The sequence below is a fragment of the Methylobacterium sp. 275MFSha3.1 genome (assembly GCF_900108435.1).
Taxonomy (GTDB): Bacteria; Pseudomonadota; Alphaproteobacteria; order Rhizobiales; family Beijerinckiaceae; genus Methylobacterium.
This window is the reverse complement of the sequence record NZ_FNWP01000011.1, coordinates 210,329-232,647: the sequence shown is the minus strand read 5'-3', so window position 1 is coordinate 232,647 and position 22,319 is coordinate 210,329. Positions and strand designations below refer to the sequence as shown.

At 71.2% G+C, this 22,319-nt stretch carries 21 protein-coding genes and 1 pseudogene; 9 read left to right on the top strand and 13 right to left on the bottom strand.

The window, feature by feature from the left end; all coding sequences use genetic code 11:
- A pseudogene (locus tag BLW78_RS15600) lies at positions 1-497 on the top strand (ferredoxin--NADP reductase); the annotation flags it as partial.
- A gap of 47 nt (positions 498-544) precedes the next feature.
- Here the strand turns inward: BLW78_RS15600 and BLW78_RS15595 are convergent.
- The 13 genes from BLW78_RS15595 to BLW78_RS15535 form a co-directional block, all read right to left on the bottom strand.
- Positions 545-2,584: a molybdopterin-containing oxidoreductase family protein gene (locus BLW78_RS15595; protein WP_091680637.1), complete on the bottom strand. Its 2,040-nt coding sequence runs from the start codon at positions 2,582-2,584 to the stop codon at positions 545-547.
- A gap of 226 nt (positions 2,585-2,810) precedes the next feature.
- Positions 2,811-3,503 (bottom strand): GntR family transcriptional regulator, encoded by a 693-nt coding sequence (locus BLW78_RS15590; protein WP_042672622.1) that lies wholly within the window; start codon positions 3,501-3,503, stop codon positions 2,811-2,813.
- Between the two features lie 85 nt (positions 3,504-3,588).
- Positions 3,589-4,353: a carboxymuconolactone decarboxylase family protein gene (locus tag BLW78_RS15585; RefSeq protein ID WP_091680635.1), complete on the bottom strand. Its 765-nt coding sequence runs from the start codon at positions 4,351-4,353 to the stop codon at positions 3,589-3,591.
- Positions 4,350-4,739 (bottom strand): cupin domain-containing protein, encoded by a 390-nt coding sequence (locus tag BLW78_RS15580; RefSeq protein WP_020093166.1) that lies wholly within the window; start codon positions 4,737-4,739, stop codon positions 4,350-4,352. Before BLW78_RS15580 ends, BLW78_RS15585 begins: the two co-directional genes overlap by 4 nt.
- Before the next feature lie 9 nt (positions 4,740-4,748).
- On the bottom strand, positions 4,749-5,654 hold the full coding sequence (locus tag BLW78_RS15575) for an NAD(P)-dependent oxidoreductase (protein WP_091680634.1): 906 nt from the start codon (positions 5,652-5,654) through the stop codon (positions 4,749-4,751).
- 26 nt (positions 5,655-5,680) lie between these two features.
- Positions 5,681-7,057, bottom strand: a complete 1,377-nt coding sequence (locus BLW78_RS15570; protein ID WP_091680632.1) for an MFS transporter — start codon at positions 7,055-7,057, stop codon at positions 5,681-5,683.
- A gap of 90 nt (positions 7,058-7,147) precedes the next feature.
- Positions 7,148-7,549 carry a carboxymuconolactone decarboxylase family protein gene (locus tag BLW78_RS15565; RefSeq protein WP_042672632.1) on the bottom strand — a complete coding sequence of 134 codons (402 nt, stop codon included), beginning with the start codon at positions 7,547-7,549 and terminating at the stop codon, positions 7,148-7,150.
- Positions 7,550-7,607: 58 nt separating this feature from the next.
- A complete protein-coding gene (locus BLW78_RS15560; RefSeq protein WP_091680631.1) occupies positions 7,608-9,044 on the bottom strand; it encodes an aldehyde dehydrogenase family protein in 1,437 nt (478 codons plus the stop codon).
- 4 nt (positions 9,045-9,048) lie between these two features.
- A complete protein-coding gene (locus BLW78_RS15555; RefSeq protein ID WP_091680629.1) occupies positions 9,049-9,921 on the bottom strand; it encodes an NAD(P)-dependent oxidoreductase in 873 nt (290 codons plus the stop codon).
- Between the two features lie 55 nt (positions 9,922-9,976).
- Entirely contained in the window at positions 9,977-10,303 is a 327-nt protein-coding gene (locus tag BLW78_RS15550) for an NIPSNAP family protein (protein ID WP_020093160.1), read from the bottom strand.
- Between the two features lie 12 nt (positions 10,304-10,315).
- Positions 10,316-11,125 (bottom strand): N-acyl homoserine lactonase family protein, encoded by an 810-nt coding sequence (locus BLW78_RS15545; RefSeq protein WP_091680628.1) that lies wholly within the window; start codon positions 11,123-11,125, stop codon positions 10,316-10,318.
- Positions 11,126-11,252: 127 nt separating this feature from the next.
- The gene (locus BLW78_RS15540; RefSeq protein ID WP_091680657.1) at positions 11,253-12,491 is read right to left on the bottom strand and encodes an MFS transporter; all 1,239 of its coding nucleotides are present in this window, start codon (positions 12,489-12,491) and stop codon (positions 11,253-11,255) included.
- 146 nt (positions 12,492-12,637) lie between these two features.
- Positions 12,638-13,390, bottom strand: coding sequence for an IclR family transcriptional regulator (locus tag BLW78_RS15535; RefSeq protein ID WP_244526952.1), 753 nt, complete (start codon positions 13,388-13,390; stop codon positions 12,638-12,640).
- Positions 13,391-13,798: 408 nt separating this feature from the next.
- Between BLW78_RS15535 and BLW78_RS15530 the strand changes: the two genes are divergently transcribed.
- The 8 genes from BLW78_RS15530 (at position 13,799) to BLW78_RS15495 (ending at position 22,269) form a co-directional block, all read left to right on the top strand.
- Entirely contained in the window at positions 13,799-14,809 is a 1,011-nt protein-coding gene (locus BLW78_RS15530; protein ID WP_244526951.1) for an ABC transporter substrate-binding protein, read from the top strand.
- Positions 14,810-14,859: 50 nt separating this feature from the next.
- Positions 14,860-16,011, top strand: coding sequence for an acyl-CoA dehydrogenase family protein (locus BLW78_RS15525; RefSeq protein ID WP_091680625.1), 1,152 nt, complete (start codon positions 14,860-14,862; stop codon positions 16,009-16,011).
- Positions 16,012-16,016: 5 nt separating this feature from the next.
- Positions 16,017-17,147 (top strand): acyl-CoA dehydrogenase family protein, encoded by a 1,131-nt coding sequence (locus BLW78_RS15520; protein ID WP_244526950.1) that lies wholly within the window; start codon positions 16,017-16,019, stop codon positions 17,145-17,147.
- Between the two features lie 16 nt (positions 17,148-17,163).
- Positions 17,164-18,405 carry a CaiB/BaiF CoA transferase family protein gene (locus tag BLW78_RS15515; RefSeq protein ID WP_244526949.1) on the top strand — a complete coding sequence of 414 codons (1,242 nt, stop codon included), beginning with the start codon at positions 17,164-17,166 and terminating at the stop codon, positions 18,403-18,405.
- A complete protein-coding gene (locus BLW78_RS15510; protein WP_091680621.1) occupies positions 18,402-19,205 on the top strand; it encodes an enoyl-CoA hydratase/isomerase family protein in 804 nt (267 codons plus the stop codon). The genes BLW78_RS15515 and BLW78_RS15510 overlap by 4 nt, the downstream gene beginning before the upstream one ends.
- Positions 19,206-19,374: 169 nt before the next feature.
- Positions 19,375-20,376, top strand: a complete 1,002-nt coding sequence (locus BLW78_RS15505; protein ID WP_091680620.1) for a TRAP transporter substrate-binding protein — start codon at positions 19,375-19,377, stop codon at positions 20,374-20,376.
- Positions 20,377-20,401: 25 nt separating this feature from the next.
- A complete protein-coding gene (locus BLW78_RS15500) occupies positions 20,402-20,989 on the top strand; it encodes a TRAP transporter small permease (RefSeq protein ID WP_020093150.1) in 588 nt (195 codons plus the stop codon).
- Entirely contained in the window at positions 20,986-22,269 is a 1,284-nt protein-coding gene (locus tag BLW78_RS15495; protein WP_056533341.1) for a TRAP transporter large permease, read from the top strand. The genes BLW78_RS15500 and BLW78_RS15495 overlap by 4 nt, the downstream gene beginning before the upstream one ends.
- The last annotated feature ends 50 nt before the right edge of the window (positions 22,270-22,319 follow it).

Here is a 22,319-nt window from a genome sequence, read left to right as displayed (position 1 = left end):
AGAAGCCGACCGGCACGCTGGTGCTCGACAACCTGCTGCCGGGCCGCAACCTGTACCTGCTGGGCACCGGCACCGGGCTGGCGCCGTTCCTGTCGATCATCAAGGATCCCGAGGCCTACGACCGGTTCGAGAAGGTCGTGCTGGTCCACGGCTGCCGGCAGGTGCAGGAACTCGCCTACGGCGAGACCATCACCGAGACGCTGCCGCGCCACGAGTTCCTGGGCGAGATGATCTCGAACCAGCTGGTCTACTACCCGACCGTGACCCGCGAGCCGTTCCGCAACCGCGGCCGGATCACCGACCTGATGGTCTCGGGCAAGCTGTTCGAGGATATCGGCCTGCCTCCGATGGCGATCGAGGCCGACCGCTTCATGCTCTGCGGCAGCCCCGACATGATCCGCGACACCCGCGAGCTCCTGACGTCCCGCGGCTACGAGGAGGGCAACCACGGCGAGGCCGCCCACTACGTCATCGAGAAGGCCTTCGTCGAGAAATAGCGCACCCGCGCAGGCCGGTTCGGCTTCAGCCCGGTGCGGTCCGGAATTCAGGCCGCGCGGACCCAGACCGCGGTGTCGTGGAAGGCGGCGCCGTCGTTGGGCGCGGCCGGCGCGGACCCGATCAGCGCGTTGATCCCGCTGCCCCCGCCGATGAAGGCCGTGCTCGGCCACAGACTCTCGACCACGACGACGCCCGGCTGCTGCCCCTCGGCGAGCCGCGCGTGCAGCCGGACCCGGCCGCGGGCGTTGCCGACCTCGACGGCGTCCCCCGTGCCGATCCCGAGCCGGTCGCCGTCAGCGGGGTGGATCAGGCAGGTCGGCCGCCCCTCGCGGCGGAGCGACTCGGGCACGTTGGTGAAGGTCGCGTTGAGGAACTGGCGGGCCGGCGGGGCGATCATGCGGAACGGGTGCTCCGCGTCGGCGGGCTCGGCCTCCGGCCAGTGATCCGGCAGGGACGGCATCCCGGCCGCGCGCGGGCCCAGTGACGCCCAGTCGGGCGCGAAGCGGAAGCGCCCGTCGGGATGGCCGAACCCGTTCAGGAAGTGGCTCTCGGCAAAGTCCGGCTGCGCGTCGATCCAGCCCTCCGCCTCCAGCCTGTCGAGGCCGCCCCAGCCGGAGCGTGCCAGGGTCGCGTCGGCGAGGTCCCGGGCGCTCAGGCGGAAGCCCGCGTGCTCCGCGCCGAGCCGGGCGGCGAGCTCGGAGAGAAGCGCGTGGTTCGAGCGGCACGCGCCCGGCGGCTCCAGGATCGCGGGGCCGGCCTGGATGTGGCTGTGGCCGCCGGCCCCGTAGATGTCGTCGTGCTCAAGGAAGGTGGTGGCCGGCAGCACGAGGTCGGCGAGCGCGGCCGTCTCGGTCAGGAACTGCTCGTGCACGGCCACGAACACGTCCGGCCGCGCGAGCCCGGCGCGCACCCGGGCGCTGTCGGGCGCGGAGACCGCGGGATTGGCCGACTGGATCAGCATGGCGCGGACCGGGGGCCCGCCCTGCAGGGCGTCGGGATCGTCGGCGAGCACGGCGCCGATCCGGCTCATGTCGAGCTCGCGCACGCCCGGCGCCCTGGCGTCGAGACCCTCCGTCAGGGTCTTGTCCCAGTTGAAGATCGCGGCGTGCTGCCAGAGGGCGCCGCCGCCCGGGTGCTGCCACGCGCCGGTGACGGTCGGCAGGCAGGTCACCGCGTGCAGGTTCACCGCGCCGTTGCGGCTCCGGGTGAAGCCGAAACCGCAGCGGATGTAGCTGCGCGGCGTGTTGCCGTAGAGGGCCGCGAAGGCCTCGATCGCGGCGGGCTCCAGGCCGGTGATCGCCGCCGCCCATTCGGGCGTGCGCGACGCCAGATGCGCCTCCAGCGCGGCCGTATCCTGCGCGTGCGCGGCGAGATAGGCCCGGTCCGCGTGGCCGTCGCGGAACAGGACGTGGAGCACCGCGCAGGCCAGCGCCCCGTCGGTCCCGGGCCGGGGCGCGAGGTGGAGGTCGGCCGCCGCCGCGGTCCCGGTGCGGTACGGATCGATCACCACCAGCTTGGCGCCGCGCGTCTTGCGGGCGCGGCTGATGTGGGTCATCGCGTTGACCTGCGTGCTGACCGGGTTGCCGCCCCAGACCACGATCAGGTCGGCCAGCGCCATCTCGCGGGGATCCGGCCCGGCGATCCGGCCGACCCCGGCGCTCCAGCCCGCGATCGCCACCGCCGTGCAGATGGTGCGCTTGCGCCGCGAGTAGCCCATCACGTGGGTCAGCCGGTGGATGCCGTCGCGCTGGACGAGGCCCATGGTGCCGCCCGAGTTGTACGGCCAGACCGCCTCCGGCCCCCAACGGTCCGCCGTCTCGGAGAAGGCCGCGGCCAGCCGGTCGAGCGCCGCGTCCCAGGAGATCCGGCGCCACGCCCCGCCGCCCTTCGGCCCGACGCGCTCCATGGGGTGGAGGATCCGGTCCGGGTGGTGGACGCGCTCGCCGTAGCGGCTGACCTTCGCGCAGATCACCCCGGCCGTGTAGGGGTTGTCGCCGCCCCGGACCGAGACGACGCGCCCGTCCGCGACTTCAACGTCGAGGCTGCAGGCGGAGGGGCAATCGTGCGGGCAGACGGTCCGGACCAAGCGACGAACTCCCGTGGCGCCAGCATGGGGAAGCAAGGACCGTGCGGTTCTGGGCCTTCCGCCGGGGGACCGCAAGGCGTGTTGCCGCCGGTCGCTCGGCGCAGGGCGCCCGACATCGCCGACAGGGCACCGATCCCCTGGACCGCCTCGACCACGGGCGTCGCCGCGGAGGCGACCTCGCCGGCCTCCCCCGCGCAGGGTCCGCGCGCGCCCGCGGACCGCGCGCTCAGCTCACCGCGTCGAGGGACGTCTGCGCGATGCGGAACGCGAGCTGCTTGAGGGCGACCGCGCACGCGTTGGTGACGTGGAGGCGGGCCAGCTGCTCGGCCTTCGCGGCGTCCCGGGCCCGGAAGGCCGCGACGAGGGCGTCGATCTCGGCGAGGCTGTGCGGCAGCCGCTCGGGATGCATCAGCGATGTCGCGCGCAGCAGGTTGATCCGCGAGTAGAAGCCGCGAAGGGTCTCGCGGACCAGATCGTTCCCGCAATGGCTGAGCATCACGTCGTACAGGACGCCCTTGGCGCGCAGGACGCGGTCCGTGTCGCCGCTGCCGGCGGCCTCGCGCAGATCACCGGCAGCGCGTCCGAACTCGGCGATCGCCGCGTCCGTGGCCTGGGTGGCGAATTCGTGCGCCGCGTAGCCTTCCAGCACGGCCCGCAGCGCGTAGAGCTGACGCGCCTCCTCCACCGAGATCGAGGCCACGACCGGGCCGCGATGCGGCACCGTGTGGACGAGCTTCTCGGCCTCGAGCCGGCGCAGGGCCTCGCGCACGGAGGCGCGGCTGACGCCGAGCCCCTCGCACAACTCGCGCTCGATCAGCCGCTCGCCGGGGGCGTAGACGCCCGACGTGATCGCCTCGCGGACGGCGTCCTCGACCTTTTGCCGGAGCGTGTCCGGCTGGATGGCCCTGATCTTGTTCATCGCTGGGGATTCGGGGATCGCTGGCGAGCCGAAGCGGTGGCATGGCGCAGCCTCGGGTGGCAAGGCGTGCCCCGGCGCGCGTCGGTCAGCCCCGGCCCCGCACGGCCAGTTCGTCGCGCAGGATCGGCGCGGCCAGTTCCGCGCCGTGCATGCCGATCAGGCTGACGATCTCGAGGACTTCCATCAGCTCCTCCTTGGTCGCCCCGTAACCGAGGGCGTTCTTCATGTGCATCTTCAGGCCCGGCACGTAGAGGTGCGTCGCCGCCGCGTCGAAGGCGCAGTAGACGAACTCCTTCATCTTCGGCGTGAGCACGCCGTGGCGCCAGGGCCAGGCCGAGAAGTCGAGGTAGCCCTCGAACAGGTCGGGATCGAGTTCGAGGAGACCGTCCCAGAACGCGTGCCAGTAGCCCCGGTCGCGGGTGAAGTCGGATTTCAGCTGCTCCTGCCGCGGCGTCAGCGGCGCGGGGCCGCTCCGCTGACCGGCCTCCTCCAGCACCTCCAGCAGCAGCGGCACGCCGATGTTGCAGGCGTGGATGCCGAGGGTCGCCGTGAGCGCGAGCACCTCCGTGATCTCCTCGGCCGTCGCGCCCGCATCGAGGGCGTTGCGGATCTGGCGGCGCGTCCCGGGCGCGTAGAGGTGGGTCGCGGCCGTCGCGGCCGAGAGCGCGATCAGGGCGCGGTCCTTGGCGCCGAGATGGTTCTTGCGCACGGGGACCGTCGCCAGTCGGGCCCAGGCGTCGAGGAAGCCCGGGGCCAGCTCGGCGAGGGCCGCCTGCTCCGCGTCCCAGTAACCGAGCTCGCCCTGCACGGTGTGCCGGAGGCTCTCCGGGCTCGGCGCGGGCCCGGTCATGCCGTGGCTCCGGCGTAATCGGCCTCGACCACCTCGTCCTGCCAGTCGGTCTTGCCGAGCGAGATCGCCGTGTGGAGCAGGTAGCTGTCGGCGGCCGCACCGTGCCAGTGCCGCTCGTCCGCGGGGATCCAGACGGTGTCGCCCGCGCGGATCGGCTGCGCCTGCTGGCCCGCGACGCAGATCCAGCCCTTGCCGGCCGTGACCTGCAGGATCTGGCCCTGCGCGTGCGCGTGCCAGAAGGTCCGCGCGCCGGGCGTGAAGAAGACGTTGTTGATCATCACGCCGCCCGTCGACGGCATCACCGGGTCGGCCCAGACCTGTCCGGTGAAGGTCGGCCCGCGGCTCTCGGACTTCGCGCTGTTCTCGCGGCCGTGGAAGATCTGCATCGTATCCTCTCAGTTCTCGTGTCGGTTGCCGTGGAGCCGGACGCCGCCGGAGACGTCGCCGATGGCGTCGACGACGCGGTTGGAGATGACGTCGCCGTAGCCGAGCGCCGTGGCGAGGCCGAAGCTCGCCATCGGGCCGGACGCGTTGAGGGAGGCGACGCCGAGCTCGTGCAGGAGATCGGTGTAGAGCACGACGTCCTTGGTCATCAGCTTGCCGGTCAGGCCGCCTTCCAGGTAGTCGCCGTCGACGATCTTCGGGAAACGGTTCAGCGTCGCGAAGTTGACGCCGCTGGAGGCGTTCAGCACCTCCAGGAGCCGGTGCAGGTCGAGCCCGGCCTTCCGGCCCGCGACCATGACCTCCGCGGTGGCGGCGAGGCTGACCGCGTTCAGGAAGTTGTTGAGCAGCTTGGTCGTGTGGCCGGCCCCCGATCCGCCCATCACGACGACCTTCTGGGCGATCGGCGCGAACACCCAGTCCAGCCGGTCGATGACGGCGGGATCGCCGCCGACCATCAAGGTCAGCGTGCCTTTCTCGGCCGCGGCGGCGCCCCCGGAGATGCCCGCGTCGACGTAGGCGACGCCGCGCTCGGCCAGCGCCGCGGCGATGCGGCGCGTCGAGCTGGCCGAGGCCGTGCTCAGGTCGACGACGATCTGCCCGTCCCGGCAGCCCGCGAGGACCCCGCCCGCGCCGAGCACGACGCGCTCGACCACCTTGCTGTCGGGCAGGGACATCAGGACCACGTCCGTCTCACCGACGACCGCGGCGATCGAGGCCGCGTCCGTCGCGCCCCAGCGCGCGGCGGCCTCCCGGTCGGTGTCGAAGCCGACCACATCGATCCCCGCGCCGGTCAGGCGGCGCGTCATGCGGCCGCCCATGTTGCCGAGCCCGATGAAACCGATCCGGTTCCCGTTCATGCTGCGTCCTCCGCGCGGCGTCCGGCTCAGTGGCCGGTGCCGAAATCGACGTCCTTGGTCTCCGGCCCGATGAGCGCGCCCACGGTGCCGATCAGGCCGCCGACGATGAGCAGGGCCACGGGCGTCAGCGCGAGCGGCATCAGCGCGCTCAGCCAGTCCATGTAGAAGGCGTAGAAGGACGGGATCACCACCGAGAGGCTGAAGCCGATGCCGAAGCCGGTGGCGCGGACATCCGTGGCGAAGCGCTCGTTGATGTAGGTGACGATGACGCCCCAGGGCGAGGTCACGATCACCGCCAGGAGGCTGACCAGCAGCACGCGGGTGCCGAACGCCATCTCGGGCGTGACGGTCAGCGTGTAGAGGATGTACGCGCCCACCGTCGCGATCAGCGGGCCGACGATCACGAAGAACCGCCGGCGGCCGATGACCTGCCCCAGCAGGCCGGAGCCGATGTAGCTGAAGAACAGGATCGTGTAGCAGATCATCAGCGTCGCGGTCAGCGCGAAGCCGTTGAGGTGCAGGGTCTTCACCAGCAGACCGGTCGGCATGTAGATCGTGATGATGTTCTGCGTCGTCCAGAAGCCGGTCATCAGCAGCAGGACCTGCAGGAGGTCGCGCCCGCCCTTCCCGGAGAACAGGCCCGCCATGGGCGATGCCTCGGCCTGTTCGGCCCCGGCGGCGGCCTCCTTCTTCCAGACCTCCGATTCCGAGACCTTGTGGACGTAGTAGAGGGCGAGCAGGCCGGCGAGCGCCGCGCCGACGATGAAGGGGATGCGCCAGCCCCAGACCGTGTAGGGCGACCCGGGCCCGTCGAGCGGGAACAGGTAGAACATCAGCATCGTGATGAGGTTGATGCTGACATAGGCGGCCGGGAAGCCTGCGATGATCAGGCCGCCGACGAAGCCGCGCTTGTCCTTCTTGGAATACTCGATGGCGAGCGGCATCGCCCCGGTGTAGCCGCCCCCGAGGAAGATGCCGTCGAGGAAGCGCAGCAGCACCAGCAGGATGTACGAGGCGAGGCCGAGCGTCTCGTAGCCGGGCAGCAGGCCAATCAGCAGCGTGATCACCCCGAAGCCCGCCACCGAGTAGATCGAGGCGGCCCGGCGGCCGACCTTGTCGGCGATCAGGCCGAAGATGAGCGCGCCGATCGGGCGGCCGAGCAGGGTTGTGATGAACACCAGCGAGGCCAGCACCGTCTCCATCTGGGGAGACAGGTTCTTCGGCTGGAACATGAACATCACTGGCGCCAGCGCGACCACCGGCAGGTAGATGTCGAACATGTCGATGTATTCGGAGAAGAACGCGCCGCGAATGGCGCTCTTCCGCTTCTCCTCGATCGACTGGGACGCGGACGAGCGCGCGCCCGCCGCGTCCGTTGCCAAGGTTGCCGACGTGACCGTCATGGCGTTTCCCTCCCTGTGATCGTGCCGCGCATGTTTTTGACTGCGTCGGTTCTTGAGGCGCGGGCTCGCGCCCGCGCATCGGTTCGCGGGTCAGCGCCCGCCGGCGTGTTCCTCGTCCCACGCGGCGATCGCCGCGGAGGCGGTCCGGAAGGCGGCCAGGGCCGCCGGGGCGCCGCAATAGACCAGCGCCTGCATCAGCACGGCCTGGATCTCGTCCTTCGTCACGCCGTTGTTGAGCGCGCCTTTGACGTGGACGCCGAGCTCGTGGTGCTGGTTCATCGCGGTCAGCATCGCGATGTTGAGCATGCTGCGGGTCTTGAACGGCAGCGTCTCGTCGCCCCAGACCGCGCCCCAGCAATACTCCGTCACGAGCCGCTGGACCGGACGGTTGAACGCGTCGGCATTGGCCCAGGACTTCTCGACATGGGCGGCGCCGAGGACGGTCTTGCGGTTCTCGAAACCCTGGCCGAACAGCTCGCTCTCGTCGGACATCTGGTTCTCCTGGTCGGGGCCGAGGCGCGCGGGCGCCGGCCGCATCGCGCGGGACGGTTCAGTCGAGGCCGAAGCCGATCATCGCCTTGGTCTCGAGGTATTCCTGGAGACCGGCCTCGCCCCATTCCCGGCCGTTGCCGGACTGGCGGTAGCCGCCGAACGGCGCGTGGACGTCCGGGGGCGGGTAGTTGATGTGGACCTGCCCGCCGATGAGCCGCCGCGCCACGGCGCGCGCCCGGTCGCGGTCCCGTCCCTGCACGTAGGCGGCGAGCCCGTAGCGCGAGCCGTTGGCGATCGCGACCGCCTCGTCCTCGCTGTCGTAGGCGAGGATCGACAGGACCGGGCCGAAGATCTCCTCCCGCGCGACGGTCATGTCGGGGGTCACGTCGGCGAAGATTGTCGGGCGGACGTAGAAGCCGCGGTCGAGGTGGTCCGGCCGCTCCGGGCCGCCGGCGACGAGCCGCGCGCCCTCCGCGATGCCGGTGCGGATCAGCCCGACGACGCGCTCGTACTGGGTGCGGTTGACCACCGGGCCGAGATCCGTCTCGGGGTCCGCGGTCGGGCCGAGCCGGAAGCCCGCCGCCGCCTCGGCCGCGATGGCGGCCGCCTCGTCCATCCGGGCCCGGGGCACGAGCATCCGCGTCGGGATCGAGCAGGACTGGCCCGAGTTCGTGCAGCAGGCCGCGACACCGCGCCGGACCGCCTGATCGAAGTCGACGTCCTCCAGCAGGATGTTGGCGGACTTGCCGCCGAGTTCCTGCGCGACGCGCTTGATGGTCGGGGCCGCCGCCCGGGCGATCTCGATCCCGGCGCGGGTCGACCCGGTGAACGAGACCATGTCGATCCCCGGATGCGCGGCGATCGCGGCGCCGACACCGGAGCCGTCCCCGTTCACGAGGTTGAACACGCCCGGCGGCACGCCCGCGTCGTGCAGGACCTGCGCGAACAGCATCGCGCTGACGGCCGAGTACTCGCTGGGCTTGAGCACCATCGTGCAGCCGGCCGCGAGCGCCGGGGCGATCTTCACGACGATCTGGTTGATCGGCCAGTTCCAGGGGGTGATCAGGCCGCAGACGCCGATCGGCTCGCGCCGGATCCGGGTGGTGCCGCGATCCTCCTCGAACGCGAAGCGCTCCATCACCGCGATGAGCGCGTTGAGGTGCGCCGGGCCCCGCGCCGCCTGCCCCTTGCGCGCGAAGCCGATGGGCGAGCCCATCTCCTGCCGGATCGTCTCCGCGAAGATCTCGAACCGCTCCTCGAAGAGCGCGAGGATCCGGCGGAGGAGCGCGACGCGTTCGGCGGGCGCCGTCTCCGAGAAGGCCGGGAAGGCGGCGCGGGCCGCGCGCACGGCCCGGTCGACATCCGCGGCATCGCCGAGCGCGAGGGTGCCGAACGCCGTCTCTGTGGCGGGGTCGATCAGCGGGAACGGCCGGGCCGAAACCGGCTCGACCCAGGCGCCGTCGATGTAGAAGCGGCTGAGATCCGGGAGCGCCATCGTCTCAGGCTCCTTCGGCCAGCAGGCGGTACATCTCGGTGTGGTCGGCCGCGGGCCCGACCTCGGCGGCGATGGCGTGCCAGGTCTCGATGCAGTGCCGGCCGAACCCGAGCGGGTAATCGACCGATCGGGCCAAGTCCCCGGCGATACCGAGATCCTTGTCCATCAGCTTCAGCGAGAAGCCAGAGGCGAAGCTGCCGCTGAGCATGAACTGCTTGACCTTGTTCTCGGAGGTGTTGCTGCGCCCGGACGAGGCGTTGAGCACGTCGGTCATGGCCTCCGGCGCGATGCCGAAGCGCTGCGCCACGTGGAGCGCCTCGACGGTGGCGAGCAGGCCCGCGGCGGAGACGAAGTTGTTCAGCGCCTTGGCGGCGTGGCCCGATCCCGCTTGGCCGATATGCAGGACGGATGAGCCCATCGCCTCCAGCACCGGCCGCCAGCGGACGAGGAGATCCGCCTCGCCGCCGACGAGGATCGCGAGCGTGCCGTCCACGGCCCGCCGCACGCCGCCCGAGACCGGCGCGTCGAGATAGCCGAGCCCCTTCCCGGCGAGCGTCTCGCCGAGCGCGCGGGAGCGCACCGGCTCCGACGAGCTCATGTCGATCACGGTGGCGCCGGCCGGGAGCGCGTCGGCCCAGCCCTCGTCAAGCAGCACCGCCTCGACGATGGCCGAGTTCGGCAGCATCGTGATCAGCAGGTCGAGTTCGGACGCGTTCTCCCGCGTGAGCGTCGCCGCGCCGAGATCCCGGGCGAGCGCGTCGGTCCGGCCTGCATCCGCGTCCAGCAGGCGGAGCGCGTGCCCCGCTCGGGCCAGGCACCGGCTCATGGGATCGCCCATCATGCCGAGGCCGATGACGCCGATGGTTCTCTGTTCCATGCCGTGAATATCCCTCTGAGCGACGGCCGGACTGGCCCGGCGCCGCGTGTCCCCGTCAGCGCAGGGCGGAGAAGTCCGTGGGGGCGAGGAAGGTGTTCTCGATCCGGGCGACGATCGGCCGGTCCTTCTCGGTCTCGGCGCGGGCGGCGATCCAGTCCGGATCGGCCTGGAAGGCGTTCCAGCGCGCCTCGCGCTGGGCCATGTCCTCCCACTTGAGCAGGTAGGTGAGCGCGTGGTTGTCGGGACCGACGAGCGTGGTCCAGAAGCCGACCTGCTCGATGCCGTATTTCTGGAAGAAGCCGAGCGTGGTGGAGCGGAACCGCTCCAGCAGGGCCGGCAATCGGGTCGGGGCGCAGTAGTAAACGCGCATCTCGACGATCATGGAATCCTCCGGTCAGTAGGTCGGTGAAGCGGTCGGAGGCAGGTCGACGCGCGCGATCCAGCCGGCGACATCCGCGGACGCCGGCGGGTAGATCGCGAGAACCTGCGGATCGTGGCCCGGGACGATGTGATCCTCGGACTCGGCCAGATGCCGGACCGTCCGGTAGCCCTCGAACATGTCGCCGACATTGTAGACGATGGGATAGGCGAGCCGGCGACCGATATTGGCGTAGAAGTGCGCGGCGTCGGAGGCCAGTACGACCCAGCCGCGCGCGGTCCGGACTCGGACGATCTGCAGGCCGTCCGAATGGCCGCCGACCCGGTGGAGGGTGATCCCCGGATACAGCGTGTCGGTCGTCTCGCGGAAGCGGACGCGGTCCTCGAACAGGCGGTCCACCATCGCTTTCACGTCCTCGGCGGCGAAGGGGTGGCGGACCTCCGGATGGCACATACACCGGCCGGTGCAGAACGCCATCTCGCGTTCCTGGACGTGGAAGCGGGCCGTCGGGAACAGGTCGTGGTTGCCGGCGTGGTCGTAATGCAGGTGGGTCAGGACGACGTCCTCAACCCGCAGCGGGTCGACGCCGATCCCTGCCAGGCCCTCCTCGACCGGCCGCACGATGCTGCGGCCCCGCTTCGTCGCCATCGCGCGGTCGAAGCCGGTATCGACGACGATCGTCCTGCCACCGCCGACGACGACCCAGACGAAGTAGTCGATCGGCATCGGGCCGTCGTGGATGTCCCCGCCAATGAAGTTCTCGCGGGCCATACGGTGATGATGCGCGTACTTGATCGCGTAGATCTCGTAGATCTCTGCGTCCATGCGGGCGTTTCCTTCGGGCGGCCGGTTGACCCGGCTCATCCTCGCGGATGCCTCTCATCCGCGGGCCGAATGGAGCACATCGTCCGACAATCTGTCAATCTGGCAAAATCTGGTCCGCAACCGCCGGTCAGGCCGGCGCCCTCGGGCGACGCATCGCGAAGCCGAACACCCACAGGGACAGGCCGAGATTGATCGCCGCCACGGCCAGCATCACCTCCAGCAAGGGCAGCAGGCCGAGCCGTTCGGCGACGTAGCCGCAGGCCAGGGGCGTGATCGCCTGGCCGAGGAGCGGGAGGCGGGCGAGCCGGCCCATCGCCGCCGCGTACTGGCCCTGTCCGTAGAGCGCCAGCGGCAGCGTGCCCCGCACGACGGTGCGCATGCCGTTGCCGGCGCCGTAGAGCACCATCGCGAGCCACGCCAGGGACGGGATCGTCGCCAGCAGCAGGAGCCCCAGCCCGACGCTGGCGCTCGACAGGAGCAGGGACCAGGCCGGGTGGGCGCGGCGGCCGAGGGCCAGTTCGACGACGCGCACGCCGACCTGGGCGGGACCGATCAGGCCGGTCAGGGCCACCGCGGCGGTCGCGCCGACGCCCAGCGTCTGCAGCAGGTTGAGCAGTTGCACCGAAGTGGCGGTCATGATCATCGCCGCCATCGTGAAGGTCACGGCGAGCAGGCGCTCCGCCGGCAGGCGCGCCGCTTCGGTCGAGCCGGTCGGCTCGTAGGGCCGGGGCGCCGCGGCGGGCTCGACCGCGCCCCGGCTCCGGGCCGGCAGCGCCCAGGCGAAGAGTGGGACCACGAGGGCGACGGACAGGATCGCGTAGGTGAGGCAGGCCCCGCGCCAGCCGACATGATCGACCAGGAACCGCGTGGCGGGCCAGCAGAGCGAGACCGCGAAGCCCGATGAGATCGCGACCTGGGTCATCGCCCCGCGCGCGGCGGCGCCGTAGGCTTGGCCGATCGCCGCGAAGAGCGGGTCGTAGAGCGCGGCCGACATGCCGAGGCCGGCGACCATCCAGGCGAGCAGGAAGACCGGGAGGGACTGCGCGACCGCCATCAGCACGAGGCCCGCCGCGATGATCGTGGCGCCGGCTACGAGGACCGGCCGCCCGCCGTGACGCCGGATCATGCGGCCGACGAACGGCGCGGGCAGGCCCGACACGAAGATCGCGAGCGAGAGCGCGCCCACCACCATCGCCTGCGGCCAGCCGGTCTCGGCGACGATCGGGTCCGAGACGACGGCGGTGAGGAAGAACGTGCCGCCCCACAGGACGATCTGCGTGACGCCGAGGGCGACGTTGCCGGCGATGGTCGGACGCGGCAGCGTATCGGGCGGCTCTGAGCCGCGCGCGGTTGGGGCGCCGGGCACGATGATGCTGTCTCCATTCGGTCGCGGTCGGGGCTGCAGGGCCTCGACCTTCACTAGCCCGCTGCCGCGCCCCGCAGCCCCGCAATCCTCGATCTGCAGCCGTGCACGGGGTTCGGAGGTGACGGCGGGGTCGACGGCGACCGGCCTCAGGGCCGCGACGGATCCTCCGGCAGGAACCGCGTCACCGCGTCGTGGATCGTCGCGGCGATCTCCGCTTCCCGACGCTCGAACTCGTCGAGCAGGCCGGACACGGCGACCGCCAGCGGGCGGCCCTTGCTGTCGATGCGCCGGGGCAGCGGGACCGCGATCGAGCCGGCGCCCGGCGTGACGAGCCCGCGGGAGAGGAAGTGCCCGTCCCGCCGCAGCCGCGCCAGGTTGGCCAGGACGGCCGCGACCGCGATCGGCGGCTGCTCGGCCGGCGCCTCCGCGTTCGTGCGGCGGACCAGCGGACCGATCTCGGCCTCCGGGCTGTCGGCGAGGAGCGCGGTGCCGGTCGCCGACCAGACGACGAGGCGGCGCGTCCCGGGCGGAACGTGGAAGCGCATGGCGGTGCGCGCCTGCAGGACGTGGACGTACTGCGAGAAGATCGCGTTGCGCGCGGCGAGGATCACCGTCCCGCCCGTGCGCTCCGACAGGTGCTCGAGCATGCGCACGAGGCTGCCGTCGCGCACCGGTCCCTTGTCGAGCCACGCGCCGAGGAGCGCCACCCGGGGCGACGGCAGGAAGCTGCGGCTCGCCGGGTCGTAGTCGAGATAGCCGAGCCGGACGAGGCTCTTCAGGAGCACCGACGTCGAGGATTGCGGGACGCTCAGCCGCTCGGCGATCTCGGAGACCCTGGCTTCCCGCTGGATCTCGTCGAACAGCTCCAGGATCTGAAGCACCCGTCCGGCGGACTTCACCAGGGCCACATCCGAACCGGCGGGATCGGCCCCCACCGTCAGGTCGGTAGACGCGGTGCCCCGCGGAGCGATGCGCTCAACCATGACGCGACGCGCGAAACGACAGTCCCGGAGGCCGCACAGCTCGAAACGGCCCTGGTCGCCCACGCGCGGATCCGTGGTGATCGCGGCGCATCGCAGGCACGTTCCCTCCTCCGCCGCGCCAACAGCCCGCGCCGCTCGCCGGCACTATAGATCCGGCATGCCCAGCGGCCCCCATCATATATGTGATATTCCTCAGCATATGGGCGATGGCGGTTGATGCCGGGTGCGGGCTCTGGCCCTACTCGTGCGCGGTGTCGGACTCGTCTGAATGACCGGCACCGGGAGACCGCGCGGCAAGCGCGGCCCTGCTCGGGAGGAATGCCGATGTCGCTCCGCCACGCGGCCGTCGCCGCGCGCCTCCTCGCCGCCGCGCTGATGCTCCCGGCCCTCGGCGGGGCGGCGCGGGCCGAGACGGCCTCCGTCCGCATCGGCCTGCAATACGGCCTCGTCTACCTGCCGGTGATGATCGCGCAGAGCGAGGGGCTGTTCGACAAACGCGCCAAGGCCGCGGGGCTCGACGGATTGTCGGTCACGCTGACGCGTTTCAGCGGCTCGACGGCGATGAACGACGCGCTGCTCTCCGACAGCGTCGAACTCGGCACCCTCGGCTCAGCCGGTGCCCTGATCGCCTGGGACAAGACCCGCGGGAGCCAGCAGATCAAGAGCCTCACCGCCCTGAGCTCGGTCGTCTACACGCTGTTCACCGGCAAGCCCGGCGTGACCGCACTGAAGGACTTCACCTTTGGCGACAAGATCGCGGTCCCGGCCTTCAACTCGCCTCAGGCGATCCTGCTGCGGGTCGCGGCGGCCCAGCAGCTCGGCGGATCGGCCAAGGCCGACGCGCTGATGGTAAGCCTGCCCCATCCGGACGCCACCGCGGCGATGCGCGCCGGACAGGGCATCGCCGGCTACTTCGCGACGCCGCCCTTCACCCAGGTGCTGCAGGCGGATCCGAAGATCCGGACGGTCATGACCTCGACCGGCCTGATCGGCAGCGGCGACATCACCGCCGCGACCCTGAACGCGAAGCAGGGGTTCGTCGACGCGAACCCGAAGGTCGCGCAGGCGATCCGCGCCGGGATGGAGGATGCGGTGGCGCTGATCCGCAGCGACCCCAAGCGCGCGGCGTCGATCTATCTCGCCTCGGAGCAGGTTCAGATCGACCGCGCGCAAGTTGAGGCGATCCTGACCGACGGTTCCATCGTCTACGACGTGGCCCCGAAGGGCATGGTCGCCCTCGCCAAGGCCATGGCGACGCAGGGCTTCCTGCGGAAGGTGCCGGGCGACTGGCAGGAGATCTTCTTCCCCGGCCTTGAGGGCCGCGACGGCAGCTGAGCGCTGCGGATTCGGCACCGCCAGCCCGTTCCGCCGCTCAGGGAGCCCCGATGCACAGTTTCCGCTTCAGCGCCGAGCCGCTCCCGCCCGAGGCCGAGGCCGCCCGCGCGTCCGTCCGCGCCTTCCTCGACGCGGAACGGGCGGCCGGGCATTTCGTCCCGCACCGGACCTCGTGGACGACCTTCGACGCCGCCTTCAGCCGGCGCGCGGGGGCCGCGGGCCTCATCGGCCTGACCCTGCCGGAGGCCTATGGCGGCCACGGCCGCTCCGGCCTCGTCCGCTTCGTCGTCACCGAGGAGATGCTGGCGGCCGGCGCGCCCTGCGGCGCGCACTGGATCGCCGACCGCCAGTCGGGGCCGCAGATCCACCGGCACGGCACCGAGGCGGCCAAGCGAGCGATCCTGCCGCGGATCTGCCGGGGCGAATGCGCCTTCGGCATCGGCATGAGCGAGCCGAATTCCGGCTCGGACCTCGCCGCCGTCCGGACCCGCGCGGTCCGCGACGGCGACGATTGGGTGATCAACGGCTCCAAGATCTGGACGACGAACGCCCATCAGGTCGACTACCTGCTGGCCCTGGTCCGGACCGGCGAGCCGGGGCCGGACCGGCACGGCGGGCTGACCCAGTTCATCGTCGACATGGCGGCCCCCGGGGTGACGGTGCGGCCGATCCTCGACCTATCGGGCCATCACGAGTTCAACGAGGTGTTCTTCACCGATTACCGCGTCCCCGACGCGATGCGGGTCGGCGCCGAGGGCGCGGGCTGGGGTCTCGTCACCGAAGAGCTCGCCTTCGAGCGCTCGGGGCCCGACCGGTTCCTGTCGGATTTCCGGCTGCTCGTCGAACTCGTCGACCGGATCGGGCCGGAACCGGACCGGTTCCAGGCGGTCGAGACCGGGCGGATGGTGGCGCAGCTCACCGCGCTCCTCGGGATGTCGGCCTCGGTGGCGCGCCTCCTCGACCAGGGCGTCGTGCCGGGCGTCGAGGCGGCGCTCGTCAAGGATGTCGGCAACAGCTTCGAGCGCGCGGTGCCGGAGATCGCCCGGCGGCTGGTGCCGGTCGAGCCGAGCCTCACCGCGCAGGGCGACGCCTTCCGCGAGGCTCTGGGCGGCGTGACCCTGCGGGCACCGTCCTTCACGCTGCGCGGCGGCACCCGCGAGGTCCTGCGCGGCGTCATCGCCCGGGGGCTGGGGCTGCGATGAGCCGGATGGAGCACGCCGAGGCAGGCGACGCGGTCGACGGGATCGTCCTCGATCAGGTCGAGCGGCTGCTCGCCCAGCACCTCACGCCGGCGCTGCAGGCCGCCTGCGACGGGGCCGCGGGCGCGGCCGCAAGGGCGGCGGATCTCTGGCCGGCGGATCTCTGGACGGCGCTCGCCGAGAACGGCCTGCCGCTGGCGCTGGTGCCCGAGGCGGTGGGCGGGATCGGCCTCGCCGCCACCACCGCCGCCCGGCTGATCCGGCGCTGCGGCCGGGCCGCCCTCCCCCTGCCCCTGCCGGAGACCGTCGCGGGCGCGGCGCTCTGGGTCGCCGCGGGGGGACAGGCGGGCGACGGCGCCCTGTCGCTCGCCCCGGGTGGTCGCCCCGTGCGGATCGCGCCGCACGCGGAGGGCTTCGTCCTGGACGGACGGGTCGCGCAGGTGCCCTGGGGCGGTTCGGTCGCGGCCCTGCTCCTCGACGCCGTCGACGCGGCCGGCGTCCCGCACCTCGTGCGGATCGTCGCCCCCGAGACGATCCGTGACACGCACCACAATCTCGCGGGCGAGCCGCGCGACACGCTCGATCTGACCGGCCACACCGTCCCGGCCGAGGATGTCCGCGCCGCGCCGGGCTGGGCGACCGGCGCGGGCGTGCCCTCCGTCGAGGCCGTCGGCGCCTGGGTCCGGGCGCAGCAGATGGTGGGCGCCCTGGAGACCTGCCTCGGCTCGGCCCTCGCTCACGCCCAGGAGCGGCAGCAGTTCGGCCGGCCGCTCGCCAAGTTCCAGGCGATCCAGCACATGCTGGCCGAGGCCGCGGGCCACGTCGCGGCCGCGAGCGCGGCCGCCGATCTCGCGGCCGCCTGCTGGGGCGACCCGCACTTCGTCCTCGCCACCGCCATCGCCAAGGCGCGCTGCGGCGAGGCGGCGGGCCACGTCGCGGCGATCGGCCACCAGATTCACGGGGCCATGGGCTTCACCCAGGAGCACCCGCTCCACCGCGCGACGCGGCGGCTGTGGTCCTGGCGCGACGAGTTCGGATCCGACGCCCTCTGGCAGGAGCGGATCGGGCGCGCGGTCTGCGCGGGCGGCGGCGCGGCCCTCTGGCCGATGCTGGTCCGGCTCCGTGGCGGCGCCGGCTGAGATGGGAGAGCTGTGCGTGCCGGATCACTCCACCGAGACGAACACGGCCGGCCCGCTCGCGGGCGTGCGGGTGGTCGACCTGACCAGCGTGATCATGGGCCCGTCGGCGACGCATATCCTGGCCGATCTCGGCGCCGACGTGATCAAGATCGAGACGCCGGAGGGCGATTCCTTCCGGCATTACCGGCCGGCCCGGGGCGCCGGGATGGGCGGCAACTTCCTGCACCTCAACCGCAACAAGCGCAGCGTTCGCCTCGACCTGAAGCGGCCGGCGGCGCGGGCCGCCCTCGACCGGCTGATCGCCACGGCCGACGTCTTCGTCCACTCCATGCGGCCCGACGCGATCCTGCGACTGGGCTACGGCTACGAGCGGGTGCGCGCGCTCAAGGCCGACATCGTCTTCTGCGGAGCCTACGGGTTCGGGGCCGACGGCCCCTACGCCCACAAGGCGGCCTACGACGACCTGATCCAGGCGGGCTCGGGCCTCGCGGCGCTCCAGACCGCCGCCTATGGCCAGCCCGGGTACCTGCCCACGGTGCTGTGCGACAAGATCGCCGGGCAGGCCATCGCCTGCGCGATCCTCGCCGCCCTCTACGAGCGCCGGGCCGGCGGCGGCGGGCAGGCGGTCGAGGTGCCGATGTTCGAGACCATGGTGGAGTTCAACTTCGTCGAGCACATGGTCGGCTACGCCTTCGAGCCGCCACTCGGTCCGCCGGGCTTCAACCGGGTCTTGAGCCCGCGGCGCAAGCCCTACCGGACCCGGGACGGCCACGCCTGCATCCTGCCCTACTCGGACCGGAACTGGCGCGACTTCTTCATCCACACCGGCCGGCTCGAGTTCGTGGACGACCCGCGCTTCGCGCCGCTCGCCGTGCGGGTCGAGAACATCGAGATCCTCTACGCGCTGGTCGAGGAGGAGGCGCCGCGCCGGACCACCGCCGAGTGGGTGGCGTTCTGCGACTCGGTGAGCATCCCGTGCATGCCGGTCCTCGGCCTGGAGGACCTGCCGGAGGACGCGCACCTGAAGGCGGTCGGCTTCTTCGGCAGCGCCGAGCACCCGAGCGAGGGGCGCTACCGCACCATGCGCCGGCCGGTCTCGTTCAGCGGCAGCCGCTTCGCGATCCGCCGCCACGCCCCGCGGCTCGGCGAGCACACCGCCGAGGTCCTGGCCGAGGCCGGGCTCGACCCGGCGGAGATCGCCGCCCTGATCGACGCGCCGGACAGTTCCGATGCTGCGCCCCTGGAGGCCGCCCGATGAGTGCTGAATCCGAGACACAGGACGCCGGCGAGGACCTGCTGTTCTCCGTCGCCGACGGGGTGGCGACCATCACGCTGAACCGGCCCGAGCGGAAGAACGCCTTCACCTTCCCGATGATCGAGGCCTGGACGGAGGCCCTGCAGCGCTGCCGCACCGACGCGGCGATCCGCGTCGTGGTGGTGACCGGCGCGGGCTCGGCCTTCTGCAGCGGCGGCGACATCGTCGAGATGGGCGAGCGCCTCGACCAGCCGCCGGCACGACGCAAGGAGGAGCTTTACGGGCGGATCCAGCGCATCCCGCTGACTATGGAGGATCTCGACAAGCCGGTGATCGCCGCCCTGAACGGCGTGGCCACCGGCGCCGGCCTCGACCTCGCCCTGATGTGCGACCTGCGCTTCGCCGCCAGGAGCGCCCGCTTCGCCGAGACCTACGTGAGGGTCGGCCTCGTCCCCGGCGCGGGCGGCGCCCATTTCCTGCCCCGCCTTGTCGGGACCGCGAAGGCGCTGGAGCTGTTCTTCACCGGCGATTTCGTCGATGCCGACGAGGCCCTGCGGATCGGCCTCGTCAATGGCGTCCACGCCGACGCGGACCTGATGCCGGCCGTGGCAGCGCTGGCGCGGAAAATCGCCAAGGCGCCGCCGCTGACGCTGAGCCTGATCAAGCGCGCGGTCTACCAGGGCATGCGCAACGACCTGCGCACCAACCTCGACCTGATCTCCTCGCACTACGCCGTCGTCACCGCGACGCCCGAGCATCGAGAGGCCGTGCAGGCTTTCATCGGGGGGCGCGACAGGACATGACGCGGCGGGCCCCGGTCCCATTGCCGCCCGCATCAAGACTGAAACGTTTGTGCGGGCGACATCTTCCCCCCGGCGTCGCACTTTCGCGCTTGTCGCCACCGCGCTCACCTGCAAGTCTATACAAAATTCAATCCGCGCAACGACGCGGGCTCAGGTCTGGGAGGACGCGATGACGGCTCGGATACTCGGTGCGCTCGTGTGTGCGCTCGCCTTCGTCACGCCGGCCGCGGCGCAGAGCCCCATCGTCATCAAGTTCAGCCACGTCACCACCACCGACACGCCCAAGGGCCAGGGCGCCGAGCGGTTCAAGCAGCTCGCCGAGGAGCGCACCAAGGGCGCGGTCAAGGTCGAGATCTACCCCAACAGCACGCTCTACAAGGACAAGGAGGAGGTGGAGATGCTCCAGCTCGGCGCCGTGCAGATGCTGGCGCCGTCCACGAGCAAGTTCGGGCCCCTCGGCGTGAAGGAGTTCGAGGCCTTCGACCTGCCCTACATCTTCCCCAACGAGCAGGTGCTGCGGCGCGTCCAGGACGGACCGATCGGCCAGGGCCTGTTCAAGAAGCTCGAGACCAAGGGGATCAAGGGGCTCGGCTACTGGGACAACGGCTTCAAGATCCTCACCGCCAACAAGCCGATGCACGCCCCCGAGGACGTGAAGGGCCTGAAGTTCCGGATCCAGTCCTCGAAGGTTCTGGAGGCGCAGTTCAAGCAGCTCGGGGCGCTGCCGCAGGTGCTCGCCTTCTCCGAACTCTACCAGGCGCTGCAGACCGGCGTGGTCGACGGCCAGGAAAACCCGCCGTCGAACGTGACGACCCAGAAGCTCAACGAGGTGCAGAAGCACGCCACGCTGACCTATCACGGCTACATCGGCTACGCGGTCATCGTGAACAAGGGCTTCTGGGACGGGCTGCCGGCCGACATCCGCACCACGCTCGAGGGCGCCATCAAGGATGCGACCGCCTACGAGCACGAGATCGCCGACAAGCAGAACGAGAAGGCGCTCGCCGATATCCGCGCCACCGGCAAGACCGAGGTCTACACGCCGACAGAGGCCGAGAACGCGGCGTGGCGCAAGGCCCTGGCGCCGGTCCAGCGCGAGATGGCTTCCCGCGTCGGCAAGGATCTGGTCACGGCGCTCAACAAGGAAGCCGAGGCTGCGCCGAACAACTGATCCCGCCGCCGCGTCCGGACCGACCATGTTGCTGAAACTGCTCGATCGGCTCGAAGAGGTGCTGATCGGAACCCTGATGGCGGCCGCGACCGTCATCACCTTCGCCACGGTGGTGCACCGGTTCCTCTCCGGCATCCCGGCGCTGCAGGACTACACCGACCGGATCGACTTCGGCTGGTCACAGGAACTGTGCATCTACATGTTCATCTGGGTCGCGAAGTTCGGCGCGGCCTACGGCGTGCGCACCGGCATCCACGTCGGCGTCGACGTGCTGGTCAACCGCCTGCCGCCGGGCGCGCGCCGGGTGATGGTCCTGGTCAGCCTCGCGGCGGGCGCGCTGTTCACCGGAATCGTCGGCACGCTCGGCACGAACTTCGTCTGGCGCATCGGCCACACCGACCAGACGACGCCCGACATGGAGATCCCGGTCTGGATCGTCTACCTCGCGATCCCGCTCGGCTCCTACCTGATGTGCTTCCGCTTCCTGCAGGTCGCGTGGAGCTACTGGAAGACCGGGCACCTGCCCGCCCGCGACCACGCCCATGTCGACGGCGTCCCGACCGTCGAGGGTGTCGACCCGATCCAGCTCGGCCGCGAGGGAGGCCCCGCATGAGCGGCCTGATCATCTTCGGGCTGCTCATCGCCCTCATGCTCACCGGCATGCCGATCTCGATCGCGCTCGGCCTGACGGTGCTGACCTTCCTGTTCACCCTCACGCAGGTGCCGATCGAGAGCGTCGCGCTCAAGCTGTTCACCGGGATCGAGAACTTCTCGATCATGGCGATCCCGTTCTTCATCCTCGCCGGCAACTTCCTGGCCCATGGCGGCGTGGCGCGGCGGATGATCGCCTTCACGACCTCCCTCGTCGGGCACTGGCCGGGCGGCCTCGGCCTCGCCGGCGTGGTCGCCTGCGCGCTGTTCGCCGCCGTGTCGGGGTCAAGCGTGGCGACCGTGGTGGCGATCGGCTCGATCATCCTGCCCGCCATGGTGGCGGAGGGCTACCCACGGCGCTTCGGCGCCGGGGTTATCACCACCTCGGGGGCGCTCGGCATCCTCGTGCCGCCCTCGATCATCCTCGTGCTCTACGGGGTGTCGACGAATTCCTCGATCGGCAACCTGTTCCTCGCCGGTGTGATGCCCGGAATCGTCCTGTCGGCGATGCTGGCGAGCGTCACCTTCGTCATCGCCAAGCGCCGCGGCTATCCGCGCATGCCGAAGGCGTCCTGGGCCGAGCGCCTGCGCGCCTTCCGCGAGAGCGCCTGGGGCCTGTTCCTCGTGGTGATGGTGATCGGCGGCATCTACGCCGGCATCTTCACCCCGACCGAGGCGGCCGCGACGGCGGCCGTCTACGCCTTCGTCATCGCGGTGTTCGTCTACCGGGACCTGAAGCTGTCGGACGTGCCCCGCGTGCTCCTCGCGTCCGCCAACATGAGCGCGATGCTGCTCTACATCATCACCAACGCGGTGCTGTTCTCGTTCCTGATGACGTCGGAGAACATCCCGCAGACGATGGCGGCGTGGCTGATCGCCATGAACTTCAGCCCGCTGGTCTTCCTGCTCGTCGTCAACATCATCTTGCTGATCGCCGGCAACGTGATGGAGCCGTCCTCGATCCTGCTGATCATGGCGCCGATCCTGTTCCCGATCGCGGTCAAGCTCGGGATCGACCCGATCCATTTCGGGATCATCATGGCGGTCAACATGGAGGTCGGCCTGTGCCACCCGCCGGTCGGGCTCAACCTCTACGTGGCGAGCGGGATCGCCCATATGGGCATCTCCGAGCTGACCGTCGCGGTGCTGCCCTGGCTGCTGACGATGCTGGCCTTCCTGGTCCTGGTGACCTACTGGCCCGCCCTGTCCCTGTGGCTCCCGCGGGCGCTCGGGGCGATGTGACGGCCTGACGACCGGCGGAAGGATCCGATCGTCACGCTCGGCGCCGGGAC